Below are 23,689 nucleotides of genomic sequence, written 5' to 3' on the forward strand. Positions count from 1 at the left end.
ATTCATCGTCATACGTTATAAAGGGATTGCTAGAATCTATATTTACTGCTGTATTAAATTTTTCTCTACACAAAAATGATACAGTTCTTCAACATCTTTCACTATGTAGGTCGCACTAACTTCAGTCAGTTCTTTTTCACAGCCATAGCCATATAAAACACCAATTGAAGCAATTCCATTCTGATTCGCACCTATTATATCGTGCTTTCTATCACCAATCATTATCATTTCTTCTTTATTTAGTTCTTCATGTGTTTGTAAAATATGAGCAATTATTTCTTCTTTTTTTATTCTCGTACCATCTAAATTACTTCCAATGATGTCTTCGAAATAATTCGTTAATTGAAAATGCTCTATAACTTGTTTCGCAAATACAGTGGGCTTTGAAGTTGCTACGAATATGCGATTCCCTGAACTTTTTAATTGTTGCAAGAGCTTCAGAATCCCCTCGTATACATTATTTTCAAACAATCCACGCTGCTTTAAATACTCACGGAAGTAAAAAACAGCACGTTCAACCTCTCCTTCACTCATATTATATCTCTCTATGAATGATTGCTGAATAGGAGGACCTATAAATGAATCTAACTCACTTATATGTACTTCTTCAATTCCTACTTTTTTTAATGCATATAAAACCGAGTTTACAATTCCTTCTTTCGGATCCGTTAAAGTTCCATCTAAATCAAATAGAAATGTTTTATACATGCTTCATTCCTCCACTTAATTTGCTGTATAAATAAGTGCTAACATCTCTTCCACTTCTCCCTATTATACTATTATTATCTATTTTTTCGAAAAATCAATTTCCATATGTCACATACTTTCAGTTACAAAATACGATAGATATGATACAGTAAAAAAGTTACAATTATTTTAATAGAAACTGGTGAAACAAATGTCAATTACGTTAATTTTTATAATGGCTTTCACAATTGTGATCCACGCAGTTGAAACAAGCTCTTATAGTATTCGATTAGCTGGAGTACGTTTAAAGAAGATTGCGGTTGCCTTGTCTGTTGTAGGAATGGTGTTACTTATTTCAAGAACATCAAACTTACTACAAGCCTTTTTAATCGGTGGTATTGTCGATGAAGCAAAACTAGATTCTTCTATTAATTTAGAGCATATTATACGACTCGTACTATTATCGGCTTCTATCGGTACATTAATCGCGATCATTCTTTATCCAACTTTGACAAAATTATTTGGATATGTCATTCAAAACTTTGAAACAGACGGTTCTTTCATTCGAATGATGAAAACGAATAACATTCAAAAATTAAAGTACACAAAAAAATATGTCCGTTTTCCAAAGTTAGAAATGATTCATAGACTGCGTATCGGTGGTATTCCAAAGCGTATTATGCTTATTAACATGTTTGCTACTGCTATTTATACAGCAGGGGTACTTTCAGCCCTTTACGCTTCTTTTTTAAATCCAGATTATGCAACAAATGCAAGTACAGCTTCTGGCCTTGTAAATGGTTTCGCCACTATTTTATTAACTGTATTACTCGATCCACGCATTGCTCTTTTAACAGAACGTGCTCTACAATCAGAAAGCGGTGCTGAATCTATGAGTAAAATGTATGGTTGGCTAATGATTTCTAGACTTCTCGGCACATTATTAGCACAACTGCTATTTGTACCAGGTGCTTACTGGATTTTATGGATTATTGAACTGATGCATTAATTTACTAGAAAGGTGAATTTATCAATGAAGATCAAAACAGAGAAAGATATAATTCGCTTAATAGAAAACGACGAATGGATGATGAATGTATTACAAATGGCAAAATCACTAGAGCTACCTGATTGGTGGATTTGTGCCGGATTTGTTCGTTCTAAAATTTGGGATACTTTACATGACTATGAAGCGAAAACGGCTATGCCTGATGTTGATGTGATTTATTATGATAGTCTACATCAAGATGAGATATACGAACAATCATTAGAAACGAAATTAATGAATATTGATGCTACTATCCCTTGGTCTGTAAAAAATCAAGCTCGTATGCATGTAGTGAATAATATGCCACCATATTCTTCTTCTGTTAATGCTATTTCTAAATTCCCTGAAACAGCAACGGCTTTAGGAGTTACACTTGATGAACTAAACAACGTTATCTTAACAGCCCCATGGGGTATTGAAGATGTCCTTTCCTTACAAGTGAAACCAACAGCTCATTTTCTTGAATCGAAAGAACGATTACATATGTACAAAAACAGAGTTATAAAAAAGAATTGGCAAAGTAAGTGGCCTAACATCACAATCACATATCCAGAAATTTAGAAAGGGTGCCTCTCATTTATAGAAGCACCCTTTTCTTCATTTCAAAAAATGTATGACTGTTTCTGCAAATCTATCTGCTTCCTCATAATGAGGTGAATGACCGCTCTCTTCAAATACGATATACTTGCCGTTTCGGGCATCTTTATTAAATGTTTTAATTTGTTCTTCACACGTTACTACATCATGTTTTCCTACTATTAATAACATTAGATTTTGTACATCTTTTATTTTTGATAATAATGATGTATGACATGCTCCCTCTAATTTTAATCTATCAAAGTGAATTTTGGAGCGATTTGAAAATATTTCCCACTCTTCATCACTGTATAAACTCTCATCTGTCCTATCTTCCTTATTATTGTAAATCTCCATTCTTTTTTCTTCTAATTCAGCGCTTAATCTTATATAAGCTTCTAACAACTCTTCTGAACTAGCCTCGCTAGATGAATAAGCAAAGCACTCTTCTGCTACTTCTTCTTTTCCATACTTTTTTAATAAATGCCCTGTCTTTTGTAACAAAGCCCTACTTGTTAATGCAAAATCAAAAGTTGGTCCTTCAAATATTATTTTCTCTATTGAACTTGGATATATCGACGCATAAAGCAATGCTACATATCCACCGAAAGAGTGTCCAATTATAGACCACTTCTCAATTTGTAATACTTTTTTTAATTCCTCACAGTCTTCAATCAAATCATTTAATCCAAAAGCTTCGTCTTCAGTAATTTCTTCTGAGCGACAAACACCTCTTTGATCTATCATAATTACATATAGAGAATCTTTTAAACGTTCCGATTGATGAAATGAAAAATCATAACAACTTTCTCCTGGTCCACCATGCAAGTATAAGACTGGCTTATTTTTAGGATTTCCATGTGTTTCAACGTATAGCTTTTTCCCTCTAATATTCATATATTTCCCTGCTTCTATCAAATTTTTCTTTATGATCATCACCCCTTTTTTTACTGAGTATTATAACATTTAATGTTAAATAATCCCTATTACATTTAAGAAGACTATAATTATTGCAAGTGGTGCTACAAATCGAAGTAAAAATGCCCAATAAGTAAATACTTTCTTTCCATAATTTCCACCTACAAAAAACTCTGCTTCTAGTACCTTCTTCTCCATTTTGAATGAAACGAAAATACTAATAAATAGTGCTCCAAGTGGCATTAATATATTACTAGATAAGAAGTCTACTGCATCAAAAATATTCTTTCCGAAAATCGTAATATCACTCCATACTCCAAATGATAACGCTGATGGTATACCTACCAAGAAAATGCCGAAACCGATCAGCCATGATAATTTCGTTCTCTTTTCTTGTTCACCATTTGCTAATGCTGAAACAACAGTTTCTAGTAGAGAAAATGCTGATGTTAATGTCGCAAATGTAAATAGTGCAAGAAATACTGTTAAGAAAAATCCACCGAATGGGATTTGACTAAATACAGATGGTAATACGATAAATAGTAATCCAGGTCCTTCTGTTGGCTCCATTCCTAATGAAAATACGGCTGGAAAAATAGCAAGACCTGCAAATAATGAAACAAATAAATTTAATCCAACAATTGTTATTGCTGATTTTGGTAAACTTTCTTTTTTATTTAAATAGGAACTATACGTAACCATAATTGAAATCCCGATACTAATTGCAAAGAATGATTGCCCCATTGCGAACAAAATACTTTCCGAAGTAATCTTTGAGAAATCTGGTTGTAAGAAAAACTTCACACCTTTCATTGCATCATCAAGTGTTAACGAACGAATAATAAGAGCGACAAATAAAACGAACAATGCTGGCAACATATATTTACTTGCTTTTTCAATTCCGTTTTGAACACCCTTTGATACAACCCATATCGTAATGAACATAAAAGCGAAATGTCCCATAATAGCCCAAGCAGGATTCCCAATTGTTTCAGTAAATAATGTACCGTAATTTTGTCCTGGAGTAATCAGTTGTCCAGTTATTCCTCTGAATAAATAAATTAATACCCATCCACCTACAACACTATAAAACGAAAGTAGTATAAAACAAGTTCCAACACCAAGGCGTCCAATCCAATGCCATCCTGTATTTGGTGCGATGCTTTTAAATGCTCCAACTGCTTGTTTCTGCGTACTGCGTCCAATCATAAATTCAGCTATAAGTAGCGGTAGTCCAATTAAAACAGTAAATAATATAAATATTAAAAAGAACGCTCCTCCCCCACTCTTCCCAGCGATATAAGGGAACTTCCATATCGCACCAAGTCCAATTGCTGATCCGGCTGCCGCCATTATAAAACCTAATTTCGAAGTCCATTGCTCCGTCTGTTTCATCTCATTTTCCTCCTAATTAAATCTTTTTATATAAATAAATAAATTTTATAAACCTATTCAAATAAACCCTCCATTTCTTCTTCCATATAATAAAAAAATGGCCTAGCATCTCTATATAAAGAGACGCTAAGCCATTTACTTAACGCGGTACCACCCTTATTGATTCCATTATGAATCCACCTTAGTAGTAATCGTTTGATTACAAACCTAATATCGAAGGTTAACCGTTAAGATTTACTAAGAATGTAATTCCGTTCCACCTTACTGCTCCTAGGCGAGTTCAGGATGTCATTTGACTATGTCACACCAACCCATAGCTCTCTGTACAAATACATGACCTTACTACTCCTATTCAACACATTTTAATATTTAGAATATATTTTCTTTTGAAATTAATATGAAGTATATCTGTTATATTTGTAACTGTCAAGGGTATATTGATTTTTTTGTCGAAATGGTTCATATTTCAACTGACTTTTACTAAGCTTATTAGAAAAAGAAAGAGTCTATATTTTCACCTTTTTAAACGAACTATAAAAAAAGAATCTTCGCGATAATCGCGAAGATTCTTTTTACGGTATGAGACGAGTACAATCTCTCGGAAAAGCACTCGCCTCTCGTACATTTGTTAATTCTAAAAGTTTATATACAACCCTTTCTAACCCAATTCCGAAACCTCCATGTGGTGGACAACCATATCGAAATGTATTTAAATAAGATTGAAATTTATCTGGGTGTAATCCTTTTTCTTTAAACGAAGCGAGTAACATTTCATAATTATGAATTCGCTGTGCCCCTGACGTTATTTCTAATCCTTTATATAATAAATCGAATGAATCAGTAATAGCTGGATTCTCTTTATTCGGCATCGTATACATCGGTCTCGCTTTTTTCGGATAATGCGTAATAAAAACAAATTCACTATTATATATTTCCTTCACATATTTCCCTAGTAACTTTTCACCTTCTGTATCTAAATCCCCTACAGGAGATTCTTTACGATACTTACTTTTCAAAATTTCTTGTGCTTCTAACAATGTAATTTTAGGTATTTCAGTAATAACAGGTACTTCTATTTGTAATAGTTGTAGTTCTATTTCACATTTTTTCGCTACTTGTTGAAACATATATCGTAAAACATCCGTTTCTAGTTGCATCACTTCATAAAAATCATGAATAAAACCAAGCTCTACGTCTAACGATATATATTCATTCAAATGACGGGAAGAATTATGATGTTCCGCTCTATATACAGGTGCAATTTCAAAAACTCGTTCTAACCCACCTGCCACCATCATTTGCTTATAGAACTGTGGTGATTGTGCTAAATAAGCTTCTTTTTGGAAGTATGGAAGCTTAAAAACATTTGCTCCTCCTTCTGCCCCTTGCGAAACAATTTTCGGCGTAAATATTCGTGTGAAATCGTTCTCTATAAGAAATTCACTAAAGCTTTGAACGAGTGTAGATTTCACTTTAAAAATTGCTGCGGTTCGCTCATGCCTTAATGATATTACTCGCTCATTAAGTAGTTGATCTAAGCCAACTTGTAACTTCTTTTTATTTATTTCAAATGGAAGTGGCTCTGCACCGTTTATTACTTTCACTTCATGAGCAAGTACTTCAACACCCAATTCTGTTTTCGATGTCTCGACTATTTCACCAATTACGTGGACGACACTTTCTACATCAACTTTATATCCAGCCAATTCATTTTCTAATACACATTGAATTACTCCTGTTCTGTCTCGTAATAATAAAAAACTAACATTTCCAAGATGTCGAATCTTTTTTACCCATCCTTGAAGTAATACAACCTTTCCACTTTGCTTTGTACATTTTTTTGTGAGTGAACGCTTCATTATTGAATCCATTATTTTTCCCTCCAGTAATTTTATATTTATTTACGTTATTGTTGTCATCGTCATCATCCACGGTCACTCACCCCCTTTCAAAGAATACAAAAATCCGCCCCTATAAATAGGGACGGATTTTTTCCGCGGTACCACCCAAATTGTCATACTGACCATCTTAGCCCTGATAACGGTAGGTACCGTTTGCTTTTACTAATAATCACGTTCAAAGCAACACTCACAGGTGTCTTTCCATCATGCGGTATCGCAACCTTCCCAGCAACTGGCTGCTCTCTGTAGACCTTTGCACCATGTACTTTTCCTGATCATCACTTTTTATATTTACAGAGTATTCTAACTCCTTACCTTATAAAACGCAAGCTTTTTTTGAAACATTCTGGTTTTATAACTCCTAACTTCTTCTAAAGTGTGAAAAGTTAATTTTGTAATACATATTCTTATGTATTACATCCAAAATTACACCTTTAATATTTTCCAATTTTTACATAAAAACTAATTCATTTACGCATATTAATAAAAATTTTAAAGCGAGGTGTGTATATGCAAAAAGCAATTAGTTTCTTTCTCCTTTTGTTTTGCTTAATTGTAGTAAATGAAACGTATGCCTATTCACCAAAATCTTTACCAATCTCTCAAAACTCTGATCAATGGCAAGTGAATATTGATAAACCGAAAAAAACAAACAAGAATATGCTTCAAGCTAAAAAAGATGAATTTCAAACATATCATTTTTCAGTAAAGAATGTCGGGAATAGTGAAGTATATAATGTAAACGTCGAAGTATTCCGCAACGAACCAAATAAGAAAACGAAATATGAACTCTTTTCCCTAAAGGAAAGTCGTTTGGCAAGTGGAAAAACTGGATTTGAACACGCTAATTTACCCGTTGCTACAAAAGCAGATGAAGTTGATGTTATTATTACATGGCAAGAACACCCATTCCGATCGATGCGAAATGGTCAAAAAGTTGAATCTAGAAAATTTAAAGAGCATTTTGTTTTTAAAGAAGCTAAAAAGTAAATGGGATACGGATATATTCACACTATCATTGATATAGCTTTATTTACTAGTACCAGTTCGTAAGCAAATTAAAAAGTCGTGGCTTATAAATGCCACGACTTTTTATATTAATTCGTACTAATACCTCTCGCTGCCCAAATGCGATCGATATCAGCAGCATGTTGTCCGCCATATAAAAGAGCATCCGCTTGCTTAATCGCTTTTGCTCCATCACTGAATTTAGAGTTTGGTGTTAATGACCAGTGCGATTGTAAAATAATTTTCGTTGCTACATCACGTCCAAATGCTTGTGCCATTTCATATTGGCCTTGTGCCCAAATTTCCCCATCATCATGTACCTCATTTGTAATATCTTTCGGATACACTTTATTCGTATCTAATCGGCGTAAGCACGTCGGATCTGAACTAGAATAAGCAGTCGCATCCCATTCTCCAACACATGCTTTACCATATCCAGTAGTCGATACTGCATCTTCATATGTAGCACCTAAGAAGTCGCCAAATCCTTCTCCCATCGCTCCACCTTCTGCTGAACTACCAAAGCCAGGAACTTGGTTATCTTGAATCGAATGCCCATACTCATGTGCGATAATACCAGCATCTTCTGCATCATCAACACCGCCAGTACCGAAAGTTAAAGCTTTTGTTGATGGAGAATAGAATGAGTTATCATCAGTTGTACCATTAACATTCACTTTTATCGAACGGTTATTAATATTTTTAAAACCTAGACTTTGAATGTAACGTTGCAATGTATCAATATGATAATATGACATTACATCTTCAAAGCTATCATTTGCACGTGTATAGTTGAATTGTAAGTTTGTAGATTTTGTTTTCGCTTTTGAAGAAATCGTTACATATTCTCCAATTAAAAATCCTGTTCCATCTAAACCTTTTAACGTAACAGTTTTTAATTGGTTCGTTAGAGCTGTTGAATCTGCATCGTTATTATCTTTTAAGCCTACTTTACTACCGCTAGATACGACTGGGTTAGGTAAAAATACTTTTCCTGACCCTTCAGCTTTTCGGTTTATATCAACCTTTTTAATTAACTTTCCATTTTCTGCATCAATAAATGTTTCCCATGCACCAAATGGATTATTAGAATGGACTACAACTTTATATACTGGACGAGCAATTCCTTCTTCAACAATATATCCGAACTCTTTATCTGTAGGAGCCCATAAATTTTGCTCACTTGCTTCTCCAACATACGCCATTGATTTTTGTATTGCATCTTTTTCACTAATTTTTGTCGTTACTTCCTTCACACCTGTAACAGGCTGATAATCAGAAACAGCGAGTACTCCCTTTCCCTCTCCGTTAAGCGTAACTGTTATTTGTTTTGAAAATACAGGTGCACCATTAACAACTTGTTGGAACCTAACATATGAAGCTACTGATGTTTCTGTTGTAGAAATATATTGCAAGTCTGAAAGATCTGTTTTCAATCCATACTGCGCAGCATTTTCTTTTAAATATTCAGTTGCTTTTTTCTGTGGCGAATAAGCTTCTAACTTTACTTGCTGTTGTTTTTCCAATGCCGAAACCGTAGAAATCGTCCCCATTACTAACGGCACGGTCATTGCCATTGCCACCATTTTTTTATTAAACATAGAACCACTCCCCCTAATAAAGTAGCTCAACCTTATCCCATTACCACTAGGCAATCATTCCCCGCAAAACGGATGGATAAAAATTGAATCTACGAGTAATTCTCTATGAACACTTCTATTACCTTTCCATTTAGGGTAAGTGAAATTTTCTCAATATTTATGTATGAATTGAACACAATACTGTAGAAATATATTTCTACGGTATTGTGTTCGGTACGCTATGAAAAAAGACAATTGCTAGTGGTCCTATCGAATGTATAGTCAAATAAATTCTAATCATACAAAAAAGGAAGTTGGAATCATTCCAACTTCCTTTTTTCTTTAATTAGCTGCACTTAATTTAATTCTAAGTTTTGTTTCACCTAAAGAAAGTTCATCGTCTTCGTTCGTTAAGTGACCAAATGTAAATTGTTTAACGAGTAAGTTTTCTTCCAATAAATCTTTATGGTTCGTTAACGTTCGCTGTAGTTCTTCTTCTGTATCAAGAATAATATCGACTCGTAAATTAACTGGTAAATTCAACTGTTTACGATATTCTTGAACCGCACGAATGAATTCACGCGCTACTCCTTCTTGTAACAATTCTTCCGTTACATTCGTATCTAACATAACCGTATATTGTCCGTTAGTTGTATTAGAGAATCCTGATTTTGCAACTTTCTCAACTAACACATCTTCAGCAGTTACAACTACTTCTTCTCCTGGTGTTGCTTCGTAAACTGCTCTTCCTGTTAATACAAAGTTTTGCACTTCTTCTTGTGATAATTGTTTTAGCCAACCATTCACTGCATTCACATTTTTACCGAACTTCGGCCCCGCTGTTTTAAAATTAAGCTTCAATTGATATGATGTGTATTTTGTTTCATCGAGTTCAACATGGAACGCTTTTACATTTAACTCATCCATAACGATATCACGATAAGATTCCCAATCCATATCATTCTCGTTATGCTCAAGTAATACAAGTTCTGCTAGCGGCTGTTTTACTTTTAAAGAATGCTGATTACGGTTACTTCTTCCAAGTTCAACAACTTGTAAAACAGCATCCATTTCCGCTTCTAATTTCGGCTGAAGTAGTGATTCATTTACAACTGGATAATCGGCTAAATGAACGCTGCTTCCTTCTAAATTCAGATGAATGTCTTCCGCGACAAATGGTGTAAATGGTGCAATTAATTTACTAATTGTTACAAGTACTTCATGAAGTGTCTCATACGCAGCTGCTTTCTCAGCGTTCATACCAGATTCCCAGAAACGATTACGTGAGCGTCTTACATACCAGTTACTCACTTCATCTACAAGTGTTGCAATTTCACGAGCTGCATTCGTAAATTGATAATCATCAAGTCCAGTTCTCACTTTTTTCGTTGTACTATGCAACCTTGATAATACCCATTCGTCTAATTTTGTAAGCTTTACATCATACGTTTCCTTCGGATTATACTCATCTAAATTTGCATATAAAACGTAGAAGCTATACACATTGACTAATGTATCTACAAATTTAGATTTCGCTTCCAGTACTGTTCTTTCAGAAAAACGCTTCGCATTCCACGGGGCACTATCAACAAGTAAAGCCCATCTTAGCGCATCTGCACCAAACTTATCTACTAAATCAACTGGGTCTAGTGCATTTCCTTTGCTTTTAGACATTTTCTGCCCTTCTTCATCTAAAACATGCCCTAGTGATAACACTCGTTTATACGGTACTTTTCCTGTATATAGTGCTGATACTGCTAATAAACTATAAAACCAGCCGCGTGTTTGATCAATTCCTTCTGCAATAACATCCGCTGGAAACTGCTCTTCAAATAACTCTTTATTTTCAAATGGGTAATGATATTGTGCAAATGGCATAGAACCACTATCAAACCAAACATCAATTACTTCTGGTGTACGATTCATTGTGCCTCCGCATTTCTCGCAGCAGACTTGCACTTCATCTACATACGGCTTATGCAATTCCAAATCTTCCGGTGTTTCTTTCGTACTATGCTTTCTTAATTCGGCAATGCTCTTCGGTGCGAACTGATGATTACAACTTTCACATTCCCACACGTTTAATGGTGTTCCCCAATATCTATTTCGGCTAATATTCCAGTCCACCATATTTTCTAAAAACTTACCAAAACGTCCATGTTTCATATGATCCGGATACCAAGTAACAGAATCATTATTTTGTAAAAATGTATCTTTAATTGCAGTTGTTCGGATTAACCAACTTTCTCCTGCATAATAAAGTAGTGGTGAATCACAACGCCAGCAATGCGGATAGCTATGTTCATATTTTTCTTTATGATACAGTAAACCTTCCTTCGCTAAATAACGAACGATATCCACGTCACAATCTTTTACAAATCTCCCTTTCAAAAATGGTACCGCTTCTGTATACTCACCTTTTTCATCTACAACGTGCAAGAATGACAATCCTTCACTTTGAACGACTCTATAATCGTCCTCTCCATATGCTGGAGCAATATGAACAAGTCCTGTACCACTATCTCCCGTTACAAAATCTGCTGCAATAACGCGGTAACCATTTGTAACTTCTTTCATCGGAAATGGCGCTGTATAAGATGTGTTTAATAATTCTTCGCCTTTATGAACAGATAATACTTCATAGTTCTCTTTTAATACTTCTTGTACACGTTCTTTCGCAACAATATATACATGACCTTCTTGTTTTGCTTTAACGTATTCCATATTTGGATGGACAGCAAGCGCAACGTTTGCTGGAAGTGTCCAAGGTGTTGTGGTCCAACCTAAAAAATACTCATTTTCACTATCTTTCACTTTAAACTTCACAGTTGCACTTAAATCTTTTACTGTTTTATACCCTTGTGCAACCTCATGTGAGCTCAATGAGGTTTGGCAGCTTGGGCAGTATGGTGAGACTCTATGTCCTTTATATAACAATCCCTTTTCATGGATTGTCCCCAAAATATGCCATACACTTTCGATATATGGATTCTTTAAAGTTACATATGGATCGTCCATATCTACCCAATAACCGATGCTTTCAGTGAATTCACGCCACTGCTTTTCATATGTGAAAACACTCTCTTTACACTTTTGAATAAATGGTTCAATGCCATATTCTTCGATTTCATGTTTACCAGAAATACCAAGTTGCTTCTCAACACCTAGTTCTACAGGTAAACCGTGTGTATCCCATCCTGCTTTTCTTACTACTTTATAACCAGCCATCGTTTTATATCTTGCTACTAAATCTTTAATTGCCCGACCAAGTGCATGGCCGACGTGTGGTAAACCGTTCGCCGTTGGTGGTCCTTCATAAAACACAAACGATTGCGCGCCTTCTCGATTCTGAATTGATTGTTCAAAAATGCTTTGTTCGTTCCACTGCTTACGAATACGTGTTTCTCTCCCTACAGCTGACTCTTTTACATCTACTTTCTTCATCTACAATCACTCCTTTGAATGTTTTAAAAGCACACAAAAAACCCGTCCCTATAAAGTAGGGACGGGTTTACCCGCGATACCACCCTAATTCTATTAGCTTTTTCACTAATAGCACTTAGCAACGTACTATCATACGTGTTCTTTGTAACGGTAGACATCCGTCCGGGCTTACTTACTTTCAGCCTCGGCTCCTCGGAGATGATTTTCAAATAACGTCTGCACACCGGCTTTCAGCAATATACCGGCTCTCTGGAGAGCAGCTCACTATTTTACTCTTTCTCGTCTTCAGATTTGTATACTTTGTTAAAAGTTATTTTATGCCATTTAGCAACTAATTGTCAACTAATTCAAAATATATCCTTATCTTTTTTCCCTATTCTTATACAATTACTTTTCAAATTCTCGCAATGCTGCTAAACTTTCATCATCCTCAATAAGTTCAGCAAAAAATCCCGATTCATCCTCACGAAGGACAAATTCAAGCTCTTCCTTCGCCTCTTCATTTCTATTTAACTGCGCTAAATAACAAGCACGATCATATCTTGCTAACAAATCACTCGCGTCAATTATTAATACTTCATTTGTTATTTTTTCTGCCTTTATCGTTTGGCCGACACCATGATATGAAGATGCTAAAGAAAGAAGAATTGCTGTTTCATTTGGATGATGTACAGAAGCATTTTCTAATACATGAATTGCCTCTTCAAACCTTTCTTGACTTTGATATATTTCTCCTAAAGCAAGAAATGCTCTACTTACAAACGGTGTTTGCTCTGTTAATTGTAAGATAATCTTTTCTGCTTTTCTTTCTTCCCCTGCTTTAAAGAATACTTGTGCTTGCAGAAGAAGAGTATCATAATCATCTGGTAGTTCTCGAACCATTTGTTTCGTTAATTCCAAAGCATCTCTTAACATATCTTCTTCCTCGCACTCAACGAAAAGATTTACAAGTTGCTTCGCTACGTCATAATCCCATTTATTTTCTAGTGACGTGTGCAGAATCTCTATTGCTTCTTTATTCATCTCTACATTCTCATAAAATAGCGCAAATCGCTGTGCTGCCATACTATTTTTCGGATTTAACTTTAAAGAGATTTCATATAAATCAATTATCATAGTAACCATTGAAATTTCTTTCGCACGATTTTTCATACGATAAAAAGCTCTCGTAATGATAGATCGTTTCGGCTGTTCATGCAGCTGGCGTTCAATCCATATTTCCGTAACCGCAGCTGCAGCATACATGAATGCTGTACTTCTTTCTGCTTTTTTCACCTTTAATGTATGAAGAAAATCTCGTATGTTAGACAATTTTTTATGTTGCTCTACTGCTTTTACATAAACATCAAATATACGTTCATTATCAAAATCTTTTTGTATTACTTTCATTGCAACTTCAATTGCTTTTACATTTCTTTTTTTCACTAATACTTTTGCATAATGATATAGTACTTCTATATGCTCACCATCTAATTGTAGCGCGTATTCAATCTGTGCTTGTTCTTTATCTGTTTCATTCATCGCTCCGTACACATATGCAATCGCATCTAAACGCCATATTTCAGGTACTTCGTCCGCTAATTGTTCTAGTTCAATCAGTAATTCTTCCTGAAGGTTCATTTCTACTGAAAGCTGTGCCAAATATTCCATATTAATATGCAACGGCTCTTCTTTCATCGCCTGAACCATATGACTTTGTTCTTTAGAACGGTTTTCTTCTTTTTCGTATATTTCCGCAAGCTGTAAATGTACACCTACGAAATTCCCATTAAACTCTAAACATGTTTCATACGCCTGCTTTGCTTCCGTCAATTGCCCTAATGCCATAAGTGTTTCGCCAATTCGGTAATACGGTAATGCCGTTTCCATTTGTTCTATCGCCTTATTATATCTTTTCATCGCTTGGCCGTACTGTCCAATAGATTCATATAAAATACCTGCATAACAACCGTACTCACTTACTTCATTTCTTTCTTTGTGTAACGTTCTTAAAAATGCTATACCTCGTTGTACAAATTCCGTTCCTTTAATTCGATTCACATATTCATCTAACGCACTTGCTACATTATAATCACTTTTCTTTATACCATTTTCTAACTTAGATAGCGCTACTTTAAATCCTTCTTCATTTCCACCAAGTTCTATTTCAGCATCCCATAAAACCATTCCTGCATTCATGAGGAAATCTTGGCTCTTTTCAATTTGCTTCTCAAGACCAAGAATATATTCTTTTGCTTCCTTATATTGTTCTCTTGCCATATAAACTTGTGTAAGTCCGAAGTGAGAATAAACATCCTCATCATTTTCTTCTAAAGCACGCTTATACAATACTTCTGCTTCTTCCAAGCTATCATTTTGAAAATGATAGTCACCTAATTTTACGTAAAGAGGTGCTTTATCATCACAATTCTCAATACCGTTTAATAAAATTTCTTTCGCACTTTCCTCATCCTTCAAATCAGATTCGTATATTTCCGAAAGTTTCGTATAAATGTAAGGTGCATTACTATCCAAATGAATCGCTACTTTAAGCCCTTTTATTGCTAAATATAATTTCCCTAGTTGATGTGCACATCTCGCTCGTTCATACCATACATGTGCTTCATATTTATACTCTTTTAACAAGTCATTAAAGATTTCATATGCTTCTTCATATCTTTCTAAATCTATTAATATTAAACCGTGATTTGTTAAAGTGAACCTTTCAGGACTACGCTCTAACGCAACTTGAGAGTATTGCAATGCTTTTTCAGATTGATCAATATACATATAGGATAAAGCGAGAAAACTCCAAGCAATAGGCTGATCTGCGTCTAATTGTAACGATGAACGAAAGCTTGAAATCGCTTCTAGATAACTTTCCTGTTCAAACGCATATCTTCCGTTTATTAAATGATATAAAGCACGATTATTTTTCTTCTCAACGCTTGTCAGCATTTGCTCCGCTTTCTCTACTTCTTGAAGACGAATAAAACACTGTGCACCATGCAATTTAACAAAGTCCGAGTTCGGAAACTTTTCCATTAACTTATCGATACAATATAAAATAAATTCTTTATCTACTTCAACATCTAAGTGCTTTATCGTATATAACCACGTATTTGGATTATCACTCGTTTCTTTTAAAAATTGTACTAAGTTACTAATTCCCTCTTTGTCATGTTCATCTAAATGATCCGTAAGAGAAAAAATAGATTTAAAGTAACGATTTTCTTCTTCACTTAGAAACGCTAGTTGCTCCTTCTTTTCTTTCGGAACAAACGTGATTGCTAAACAGCCTGTATAACGATATTTTTCTTGTACTTTACTATATTCCACAAGAACTGGCTCTATAAAGTTTGGATCTTGAACATAGAAAGCTTGCAATGTATCATCATATCCAGATAGAACTTGTACGTGTGAAGCATGCTCAATATCTATACTTAATAAAACAGGAATTCCTTCGTCAATCAGTCTCTTATAATTCTCTTCATTCCCTTTAAAATAACGATATTCATAACCTAATTCTTCTAAATAAGAAACAGTATCTGAAAACTTCGATCCTGTCATATCAAAAATAAACTCTGCTATTTCATCTTGTGTACGTTTCTCTCCCCATATACGCAACATCATCTCTAAGCTTGTCGGAACACAATAATTATCCTTTTGTACAATAGGAACTATCGGCAAGTGCACCTTTTTTCCATCCGGATTTTTTTCTAAATTATGATATAAAGATTCTTTTAAACTCTTTTCTTCTTTTAATAGTTTTTGTAAATCTGCAAATTTATTCATTTTGTACAGTGCTTCTGCACGTAAATGTACAAAGTAAGTATTATAGGCATGATATGGCAGCTGAGTATTTATGTTATCTATTACCGCTAACATCTCTTCATATTGCTCTAAATCTAATAAATACTTTATCTTCTCAAAATGAAAATATGGTACTTGTGGGAATTTTACAATCGCATCATCGATTAACTGTATCGCGCGTTTTTGTTCTCCTTTATTCGCATACAATTGTGATAATAAATAGGTAGATAACTCTTCACAATCTTCATGCTGCATGCCAGCAATAAATTGTTTTTCCGCTTTCTCCCATTCACCTGTATGCATATAAACGTAGCCCCATTTATCAAATACTGCGCGTGCACTGTACTCCTCTGCTTTTTGCATATACATTAACGCTTCTTCGTTTCGTTTCATTTCTAAAAGACATCGTACTAACGTAAAATATGTTTTCGCTAAAAAATCTGCATCTATTTCTTCTTTACTTAACTCTTCTAAAGAAGATTTTAACAACTGCTCCGCTTCAAGAATTTTCCGCTCATCAATTAACTCATCACAATATAAAGAGAGCGTTCTCATATTTGGGAATTTTTTATAAGCGTAACGAATGAGGAATGAACTGTATTGGTGCATAAGCCCTTCATCAGTAAGGCGAATTAATATATCGAACTCCTTATGCGAAGGAATATTGGCAAGCCAATTCTTCACAGAGGATAAAGTATTCGTTTCTTTTATATATGCAATTTCATTATTTATTTCCTGTAATCCATCTACAAATCTCTTGTCTTTTAAACAAGTTTCTAACTGCTTAAAATCTAGCATGCATTCACCTCGAATTTATATTTATACTGCTACTTGCTTAGATTTTACACACCATATAGTATGTATTCAACTAAAATCTCTTATAATGGATGGTATTAATTAATATTATTCAAATTTATAACAAAATATAGTAAAAATGATTGTTTTTCTCCGTATTTTGTTTAATTATATGGAATAACGTAACATGCGGTTTTAATCTTGTAGAAGCTGAAATTAGTACATAAAATTATATCGGCGATAATTCAAATATATCAGCGATTCTTTCATTTTATCGGCGATTTTCAAATTATATCGACCGATTCTTAACATTTATCAGCGATTATATGTCGAATATCGACTTATCGACATTAAACGACAAGCCTTATACATCATACCTTTTAATAAACTATGTCACCAAATGTAATTTTCATATTGGGAGCGTATACAAAAGAATAATACACATGAAATATTTTAAAAAATCGTAGTTCAGCTTCATATTGAGCTAGCGCATTATCATATGTTAATCCTCTGGCTATTAAACGTTCTACAAATTGTTGCTTATCACCCGGATCACCTGCAATCCCCTCTTCTTTTAATGATTGATACAAATCGTTTTTATCATTGTGATGCATATTTGAATCTAAAAAGTTCACTTTATCGCTTACTCTACATTCAATATTTTTCACACCTAATTCACTTAAATATATCGGTATTTTCATGCCTATATTGCCATCTTTACCATTTCTTTGCGTATCACTTTCAAATAATTTCTGCAAAACACCTAGCTGAATAAATTCCGATTGTTTCTCCCCATCTAGTAAATAAGAAGCCATATTAGAAATCCAATGTGGTTCAAAACAGATTATTTTCCCGCCTCCTTTTATATACAAAACTAAAGTTCTCTATATAATAGCCGTATTCCTACACTTTTCTTAAAATTTCAAAGCAAAAAAGCTAGTGTATTTTTAATAATACACTAGCTTTTTATTTGGAAGAAAAATTTAACAAGTACAATCACAATCAAAACAATCCGTACAGTCTAAATCGTCACAATCTGCTTTTCTCTTTCTTTTGTTTCTTTTAAGATAATAATACAGTAGCCCAAACAATAGTATACAAATAACAAAAGCTATTATTGCTTCTGTATACTTATTTTGAGTCATAAAACCAATTCCACTTCCGCCTGAAATAAAAATTAGAATTAAATAAATCCAGAACATCTATGTAAATACCTCCATTACTATATATCTTAAGATAATATCCATATAACACTAGAGGAAATGAATAATCCCATACCATTACCGCTTAATACACCAGTAGTTATTCTTAGCAAATTTGAGCTACTTCTCCATTTCCACTTTTGGGTGAACCCATCGATAAGTAACGGAATTTGAGCGAAAAATGATAGTATGATTGCCAAAAGAAATGAAGGTGTCATATAAAAATAAATTGGAAACATTAAAATACCAATAAGCATGCCTGTACAACGCGCACATAAAGGTATGTACTTTTGTAGTTTAAAAAAACTCCTATCTAATCTTCTATGACAAGGAATTTGTAAAATAAAAGTTCGAATCAATATGAATCACCCTCTCTAAAAAGATTTTAATTGATTTTGCAAAAAAAATATATATCCAATAAAAAAACAAACCAGGTTTATACTAGACCCAGTTTGTCAGTTTACTACTATGTTACATTTCCTCAGGTGCCTCCACCCCAAGTAAACGTAATCCTTCTTTTAATACAACCGTCACAGCATAAACCAATGCGAGTCTGCTGTCTTTTTCTTTGCTCTCTTCTAATATACGAACATTACCGTAATATTTATTGAATGATTGTGCTACATCTAATATATATTTCGAAATAATAGATGGCTCATTTTTATTGAAAGCCGCTTCAATTACTTGAGGGAATTTATTAAGTAATTTTACGACACTCCAGCTATGATCGTCTTTTAAAGCAAATGTACATGTTTCAAATTCTACACTTTCTTTTCTTAAAATAGAACAAGCACGTGCATGTGTGTACTGTACGTAAGGTCCTGTTTCTCCTTCAAATTTCAGCATATTTTCTAATGAGAATTCGATATTATGCATACGCTCATTTTTTAAATCGTGGAAGATGACTGCACCAACACCGACTTGCTTTGCTACTACTTCTTTTTGTTTTAAGTTTGGATTTTTCCCTTCAATATTTTGTTTTGCAAGTTCGATTGCTTCTTCGAGTACTTCTTCAAGTAAAATAACTCTTCCTTTACGTGTCGACATTTTCTTACCATCTTTTAAAATGAAGCCAAATGGTACGTGTTCCATACCATCAACCCAAGTATAGCCAAGTTTTTTTAATACGGTGAAAAATTGATTGAAATGTAAGCTTTGTTCTGGACCAACAACATATAGCGCTTTATCAAACCCATAAGTGTTTTGACGATATAAAGCTGCCGTTAAGTCACGCGTTGCATAAATCGTCGCACCATCTGATTTTCTAATTAAACAAGGCGGCATTCCTTCTTCTTCTAAATTAACGACTAATGCACCTTCTGATTCTTCAAGCAACTCATGTTCTTCTAAAATCCCAATAAAATCTTCCATTAAATTATTATAAAATGCTTCTCCCTGAAAATTAGTAAATTCTACACCGAGAAGTTCATAAATGCGAGAAAATTCTTTAAGGGACTCATGACGGAACCAATTCCAAAGCTCTACCGCTTCTTCATCACCTTCTTCTAATTTCTTAAACCAAGCACGTCCTTCTTCTTCTAGTTCTTCGTCGTCTTTTACCTCTTCATGGAATTGAACATATAACTTAAATAGCTCACGTATTGGATCTTCTTTAACTACTGCTTCATTTCCCCATTTTTTATAAGCCGTAATTAACTTTCCAAACTGTGTTCCCCAATCTCCTATATAATTAATCCCTACAACTTCATAGCCACATTTTTCAGCGATATGTTTCAGCGAATTTCCTATCATTGTAGAACGTAAATGTCCCATCGAAAAAGGTTTCGCGATATTAGGAGAGGAATAATCAATTACTACTGTTTTTTCACAGCCAAAGTGGTTTTGACCGAACTCTTCTTTCTCCGCTAAAACTGTTTTTAATACTGCATCACTTACAGTTTCACGATTGAAAAATACATTTACATAAGGACCAACGGCTTCTACTTTCGTAAAAAACGGATTATTTAATTTCTCAGCAACTTCCTTTGCGATAAGAGCTGGTGCTTTTTTATATTGCTTCGCTAATGAAAAGCATGGGAACGCTGCATCTCCAAATTCATCTTGTTTCGGTGTTTCAATTAAATCTAAAATTTGTTTTTGCGTTAATTCATTCGTGAAAATATTAGATAAACTTTCCACAAACTGCATTTTATAATCCATGATACAACCTCCTTATTTTTTAAAACACAAAAAACTCGTCTCTAAAAAAGAGACGAGTTTTAACCCGTGGTACCACCCTTGTTGTTCGTTACGAACCACTTTCCCGTTTATAACGAGGACAGGGGGCCTCGGCTTTCTCTACTATTCGTTCAAGAAGCATCTCCGAAGTGCGCTTCATCTTTTTCCTCCGTACTAGGCTCACACCATCCCTAGCTCGCTTTCCTTCTAAAAAAGACTACTCTCTTCATCACAGACAGTATATTTAATTAATTATTGCTTATTATACATCTTTTCAAACAATTAGCAAGGGTCAATTACACCAAAGTGAAACTTAGCACTTTTTCTTTTGTATACATAAAAATTGTGTTTTTCAAATCTAGAACTACGAAAATGATCTTTTAAAACGACACGTTTTCTCGCCACTCGTTTTGCCTCCGCAATTGTTTCATCAATAATATCATGATACAAAGCGAAGTGTTTTAATCCTTTAATTCCGTCGGATTCTATGACAGTTTCTTCAAACATCGGATCAAGGTAAACGACATCGTAACTATTGTCTTCACATTGCGCTAAAAATGAAAAATGCTCCGTTTGCTTTACTTGAATTCTTTGCATTGCTTCATCAATTTCAGAAACGGATGAAGACCATGTTTTCAAACCATTTTCCATAATATAAGCCATATACTCATTGCCTTCAAGTCCTGTTACTTTTCCGCTTTCACCAACAACATAACTAGCTACAATACTATCTGATGCCATCCCGAGCGTACAATCTAACACTGTCATTCCTCTCTCTAATTGCGTGGCTTGTACAAACGGATCGTGTTCTCCACGCATTAACCTTTTCACACGAAACATCGCTGAGTTCGGATGAAAGAAAAACGATTCTTCCGTACCTTTCGGATAAATAGCTAATCGGTTCTTCCCTACGACAAGCACATCTTGTTCATACTGCTCATGCAGCTTATGTACTGGTATGTCATTACGTTTAACGAATGAACGATTTAATTCTGCGGCTACCTGCTTTGCATAATCTGTCATTTCTTTATTCGTTCTTCCTGCTGTTGTTACGATCATTGTTTCACCTCTATATAAAGAAAAGAGGGAGATTTACTCTCCCCCTTCTTTAGCAATTCTTTTCGAAAGCTTGTTCTAAGTTCGTAATAATTTCGTCCATAGTTGCACCTTCAATTTCATGACGGTGAATGAAGTGAACAACTTCTTTTCCTTTTAATAATGCCATAGATGGTGAAGATGGAGGAATTTCTCCGAAGTATTCACGCATTTTTGCAGTAGCATCTTTATCTTGACCTGCGAATACAGTTACAAGATGATCAGGTTGTTTTTCAGCACGAACAACCGCTTGACCTGCTGATGGACGTGCTAAACCAGCTGCACAACCACAAACAGAGTTTACAACTACTAAAGTTGTACCTGATGTATTTTCCATAAATTCTGTTACAGCTTCTTCTGTAGTTAACTCTTCAAACCCCGAACGCACTAACTCTTGGCGCATTGGGATTACCATTTGGCGCATGTATTCTTCATAAGCATTTGACATCTTGTAATCTCTCCTTCAACTTTCATTCCAAATTCATCATATCACGCTCTATTAATAGGTGCAAAAGAAAGATAACGATGATTTCATTTTTTTGTAGGGATTTCACAAACCCCACCGCGGCAATGCCCCACTGGAACAAGTTTTCTATTGTTAGCGATATAATCGTATACTTTACTTCCAAAACCAAGTACGATAGATAACTTTATAAAAGGAACGGCAAAGCAATAAGATGGAACGGCCTTTGCTAATACATGTATGCTATGAATGCCGTCATACCACTTATTATTTTTAAAAATATACAATCTTTGTTCCATCTTACTTTGTAGTTCTTGAGAAAGCTCATACTTCTCAACTACATCTTCATCTCGAAATGAAACAAATTTCATCTTACCCTTTTTATCTAATTTTTTCGTACGTTCTGCAACCGCCGTACACATCGGACACCAACTATCATAGAAAACAATCATATATTATTCCCCTTTACGAGACTCCGTCATTTGTTTCCATACAGAACCTTTTGCTTCTTCTCCGCCTTCAATACGTTCTAATGCTAGACGTGCTTGCATAGCTACTTCAAACTCTGGATCATCTTGCGCTGCTTTTAATGCTGGAATCGCACTTTCATCTCCAAGTTCAAATAAGAACATAGCTGCACGCCAGCGTACTAATTTACTTGGATCTTTCAGAGATTTAATCATAACGAACATCGCTGCCGGATCACCTACATCTGATAAACAATCTCCTGCAGTACGACGAACACTTACAGAGCGATCTAATAAAGCTTTATATAATAACGGTAATACTTCATCACCTTTTACCATACCTAAATACGCTGTTGCTAAACGGCGTATTGAAACTTTTTCATCATCTAACGCCATCTTCAACACTGGAATATCTTCTTCAGTAGGATCCATTTGTTCTAATGCTGCAAAACGGTTTTTCCAGTCAGAATCTTTCATCATCTCTTCTGTTACTTTATATGGCTCACGCTTTTGGATCGTTACTTCAACAGCACCTGCTTGATTTAATAATTCTTTAACCGTTTCATTTACACGTTCTTCTGAATAAGCAGCAACAATCTCTTCTACTACTTCTTTCCCGATTTCTTCAAAGTTACCGTAACGTGTACTTTGTTCCACCCATTTACGCTCTTTTACAACATTTGGTGCAGACATTTGCACTTTCATAATTGATTCTTTAAAACGATCAGGTAAACCAACACGTTCTTCCGTCGTTCCATCTGTTAACTTTACTTGCATTGGAATTGTAAAGAACATTTGAACAAACACTTTCACTTCTCCAAAATGAGCAAGTTGTTGTTCTTCACTTTCTTCTACTACTTCTTCGCCGAAAACAGCACGAACTTGTTGTAATAAAACTTTCCAGTCATACTTCGCATTTCGCTCCACTGCTAAAAAGTCGGCTACATGATATACACCTTTAATGCCTTCAATTTTCAAAATTTCTTGCACTTGCATTGGTGCTTGTTCTTTATTTTCATTTGTATAATTATTACGCGCTCCTGATGGTAATACTTCATTCAAAATAACTTTCATTGTATTTGGACTTGGCGTCGGTTCAATTGCTTTAATCTTCACGTAAAAAACTCTCCTTTATTGCAT

At 34.6% G+C, this 23,689-nt stretch carries 17 protein-coding genes, 1 pseudogene and 4 other annotated features; of the genes and pseudogenes, 3 read left to right on the forward strand and 15 right to left on the reverse strand.

Going from position 1 to position 23,689, the window contains the following annotated elements; all coding sequences use genetic code 11:
* Positions 1–42: 42 nt before the first annotated feature.
* A complete protein-coding gene (locus GBN78_RS07870) occupies positions 43–708 on the reverse strand; it encodes an HAD family hydrolase (RefSeq protein WP_000278478.1) in 666 nt (221 codons plus the stop codon).
* Positions 709–898: 190 nt separating this feature from the next.
* Here GBN78_RS07870 and GBN78_RS07875 point away from each other — a divergent pair, with 190 nt between their 5' ends.
* Positions 899–1,696: a lipid II flippase Amj family protein gene (locus GBN78_RS07875; protein WP_000028915.1), complete on the forward strand. Its 798-nt coding sequence runs from the start codon at positions 899–901 to the stop codon at positions 1,694–1,696.
* 24 nt (positions 1,697–1,720) lie between these two features.
* Positions 1,721–2,296, forward strand: coding sequence for a nucleotidyltransferase family protein (locus GBN78_RS07880; protein ID WP_000695359.1), 576 nt, complete (start codon positions 1,721–1,723; stop codon positions 2,294–2,296).
* 36 nt (positions 2,297–2,332) lie between these two features.
* Here the strand turns inward: GBN78_RS07880 and GBN78_RS07885 are convergent, their stop codons facing one another.
* From GBN78_RS07885 to aspS, 3 genes are all read right to left on the reverse strand, one after another.
* The gene (locus tag GBN78_RS07885) at positions 2,333–3,208 is read right to left on the reverse strand and encodes an alpha/beta fold hydrolase (protein ID WP_025966775.1); all 876 of its coding nucleotides are present in this window, start codon (positions 3,206–3,208) and stop codon (positions 2,333–2,335) included.
* Positions 3,209–3,283: 75 nt separating this feature from the next.
* Positions 3,284–4,624: a sodium-dependent transporter gene (locus GBN78_RS07890; protein ID WP_000814538.1), complete on the reverse strand. Its 1,341-nt coding sequence runs from the start codon at positions 4,622–4,624 to the stop codon at positions 3,284–3,286.
* A gap of 116 nt (positions 4,625–4,740) precedes the next feature.
* Positions 4,741–4,989: a binding site (T-box leader), on the reverse strand.
* Positions 4,990–5,196: 207 nt separating this feature from the next.
* A complete protein-coding gene (aspS, locus tag GBN78_RS07895; RefSeq protein WP_025966776.1) occupies positions 5,197–6,495 on the reverse strand; it encodes an aspartate--tRNA(Asn) ligase in 1,299 nt (432 codons plus the stop codon).
* Positions 6,496–6,600: 105 nt separating this feature from the next.
* Positions 6,601–6,813, reverse strand: a binding site (T-box leader).
* A 222-nt stretch (positions 6,814–7,035) separates the two neighbouring features.
* Between aspS and GBN78_RS07900 the strand changes: the two genes are divergently transcribed.
* Positions 7,036–7,515: a hypothetical protein gene (locus GBN78_RS07900; RefSeq protein WP_001167912.1), complete on the forward strand. Its 480-nt coding sequence runs from the start codon at positions 7,036–7,038 to the stop codon at positions 7,513–7,515.
* A gap of 107 nt (positions 7,516–7,622) precedes the next feature.
* Here the strand turns inward: GBN78_RS07900 and GBN78_RS07905 are convergent, their stop codons facing one another.
* From GBN78_RS07905 to GBN78_RS07955, 11 genes and pseudogenes are all read right to left on the reverse strand, one after another.
* Positions 7,623–9,134: a M36 family metallopeptidase gene (locus GBN78_RS07905; RefSeq protein ID WP_000482274.1), complete on the reverse strand. Its 1,512-nt coding sequence runs from the start codon at positions 9,132–9,134 to the stop codon at positions 7,623–7,625.
* Positions 9,135–9,455: 321 nt separating this feature from the next.
* Positions 9,456–12,557, reverse strand: coding sequence for an isoleucine--tRNA ligase (ileS, locus tag GBN78_RS07910; protein ID WP_152127152.1), 3,102 nt, complete (start codon positions 12,555–12,557; stop codon positions 9,456–9,458).
* Positions 12,558–12,611: 54 nt separating this feature from the next.
* Positions 12,612–12,852, reverse strand: a binding site (T-box leader).
* Positions 12,853–12,944: 92 nt separating this feature from the next.
* Positions 12,945–17,147, reverse strand: coding sequence for a bacteriocin-processing peptidase family protein (locus tag GBN78_RS07915; protein ID WP_152127154.1), 4,203 nt, complete (start codon positions 17,145–17,147; stop codon positions 12,945–12,947).
* Positions 17,148–17,524: 377 nt separating this feature from the next.
* Positions 17,525–18,010, reverse strand: a pseudogene (locus tag GBN78_RS07920) (class I SAM-dependent methyltransferase); the annotation flags it as partial.
* Positions 18,011–18,127: 117 nt separating this feature from the next.
* Positions 18,128–18,346, reverse strand: coding sequence for a hypothetical protein (locus tag GBN78_RS07925; protein WP_000498604.1), 219 nt, complete (start codon positions 18,344–18,346; stop codon positions 18,128–18,130).
* Between the two features lie 29 nt (positions 18,347–18,375).
* Positions 18,376–18,705: a DUF2085 domain-containing protein gene (locus GBN78_RS07930; RefSeq protein WP_000621475.1), complete on the reverse strand. Its 330-nt coding sequence runs from the start codon at positions 18,703–18,705 to the stop codon at positions 18,376–18,378.
* Positions 18,706–18,817: 112 nt separating this feature from the next.
* Entirely contained in the window at positions 18,818–20,506 is a 1,689-nt protein-coding gene (gene argS / locus GBN78_RS07935; protein WP_025966780.1) for an arginine--tRNA ligase, read from the reverse strand.
* Positions 20,507–20,551: 45 nt separating this feature from the next.
* Positions 20,552–20,766: a binding site (T-box leader), on the reverse strand.
* Positions 20,767–20,806: 40 nt separating this feature from the next.
* Positions 20,807–21,583 (reverse strand): class I SAM-dependent methyltransferase, encoded by a 777-nt coding sequence (locus GBN78_RS07940; protein ID WP_025966781.1) that lies wholly within the window; start codon positions 21,581–21,583, stop codon positions 20,807–20,809.
* A 49-nt stretch (positions 21,584–21,632) separates the two neighbouring features.
* The gene (locus GBN78_RS07945) at positions 21,633–22,067 is read right to left on the reverse strand and encodes a BrxA/BrxB family bacilliredoxin (protein WP_000063706.1); all 435 of its coding nucleotides are present in this window, start codon (positions 22,065–22,067) and stop codon (positions 21,633–21,635) included.
* Positions 22,068–22,150: 83 nt separating this feature from the next.
* Entirely contained in the window at positions 22,151–22,534 is a 384-nt protein-coding gene (locus GBN78_RS07950) for a thiol-disulfide oxidoreductase DCC family protein (RefSeq protein WP_152127156.1), read from the reverse strand.
* Between the two features lie 3 nt (positions 22,535–22,537).
* Positions 22,538–23,665: a conserved virulence factor C family protein gene (locus tag GBN78_RS07955; RefSeq protein ID WP_000692580.1), complete on the reverse strand. Its 1,128-nt coding sequence runs from the start codon at positions 23,663–23,665 to the stop codon at positions 22,538–22,540.
* Positions 23,666–23,689 lie beyond the last annotated feature (24 nt).

The organism is Bacillus sp. B2-WWTP-C-10-Post-4 (genome assembly GCF_009183805.1).
GTDB lineage: Bacteria > Bacillota > Bacilli > Bacillales > Bacillaceae_G > Bacillus_A > Bacillus_A cereus.

Excerpts from the sequence above, each read along its gene's own strand:
- GBN78_RS07875 (WP_000028915.1), top strand. The coding sequence starts at position 899 with ATGTCAATTACGTTAATTTTTATAATGGCTTTCACAATTGTGATCCAC.
- GBN78_RS07890 (WP_000814538.1), bottom strand. The coding sequence starts at position 4,624 with ATGAAACAGACGGAGCAATGGACTTCGAAATTAGGTTTTATAATGGCG.
- GBN78_RS07950 (WP_152127156.1), bottom strand. The coding sequence starts at position 22,534 with ATGATTGTTTTCTATGATAGTTGGTGTCCGATGTGTACGGCGGTTGCA.
- GBN78_RS07915 (WP_152127154.1), bottom strand. The coding sequence starts at position 17,147 with ATGCTAGATTTTAAGCAGTTAGAAACTTGTTTAAAAGACAAGAGATTT.
- GBN78_RS07945 (WP_000063706.1), bottom strand. The coding sequence starts at position 22,067 with ATGTCAAATGCTTATGAAGAATACATGCGCCAAATGGTAATCCCAATG.
- GBN78_RS07925 (WP_000498604.1), bottom strand. The coding sequence starts at position 18,346 with ATGTTCTGGATTTATTTAATTCTAATTTTTATTTCAGGCGGAAGTGGA.
- argS (WP_025966780.1), bottom strand. The coding sequence starts at position 20,506 with ATGGATTATAAAATGCAGTTTGTGGAAAGTTTATCTAATATTTTCACG.
- GBN78_RS07885 (WP_025966775.1), bottom strand. The coding sequence starts at position 3,208 with ATGAATATTAGAGGGAAAAAGCTATACGTTGAAACACATGGAAATCCT.
- ileS (WP_152127152.1), bottom strand. The coding sequence starts at position 12,557 with ATGAAGAAAGTAGATGTAAAAGAGTCAGCTGTAGGGAGAGAAACACGT.
- aspS (WP_025966776.1), bottom strand. The coding sequence starts at position 6,495 with ATGGATTCAATAATGAAGCGTTCACTCACAAAAAAATGTACAAAGCAA.
- GBN78_RS07880 (WP_000695359.1), top strand. The coding sequence starts at position 1,721 with ATGAAGATCAAAACAGAGAAAGATATAATTCGCTTAATAGAAAACGAC.
- GBN78_RS07940 (WP_025966781.1), bottom strand. The coding sequence starts at position 21,583 with ATGATCGTAACAACAGCAGGAAGAACGAATAAAGAAATGACAGATTAT.
- GBN78_RS07870 (WP_000278478.1), bottom strand. The coding sequence starts at position 708 with ATGTATAAAACATTTCTATTTGATTTAGATGGAACTTTAACGGATCCG.
- GBN78_RS07900 (WP_001167912.1), top strand. The coding sequence starts at position 7,036 with ATGCAAAAAGCAATTAGTTTCTTTCTCCTTTTGTTTTGCTTAATTGTA.
- GBN78_RS07905 (WP_000482274.1), bottom strand. The coding sequence starts at position 9,134 with ATGTTTAATAAAAAAATGGTGGCAATGGCAATGACCGTGCCGTTAGTA.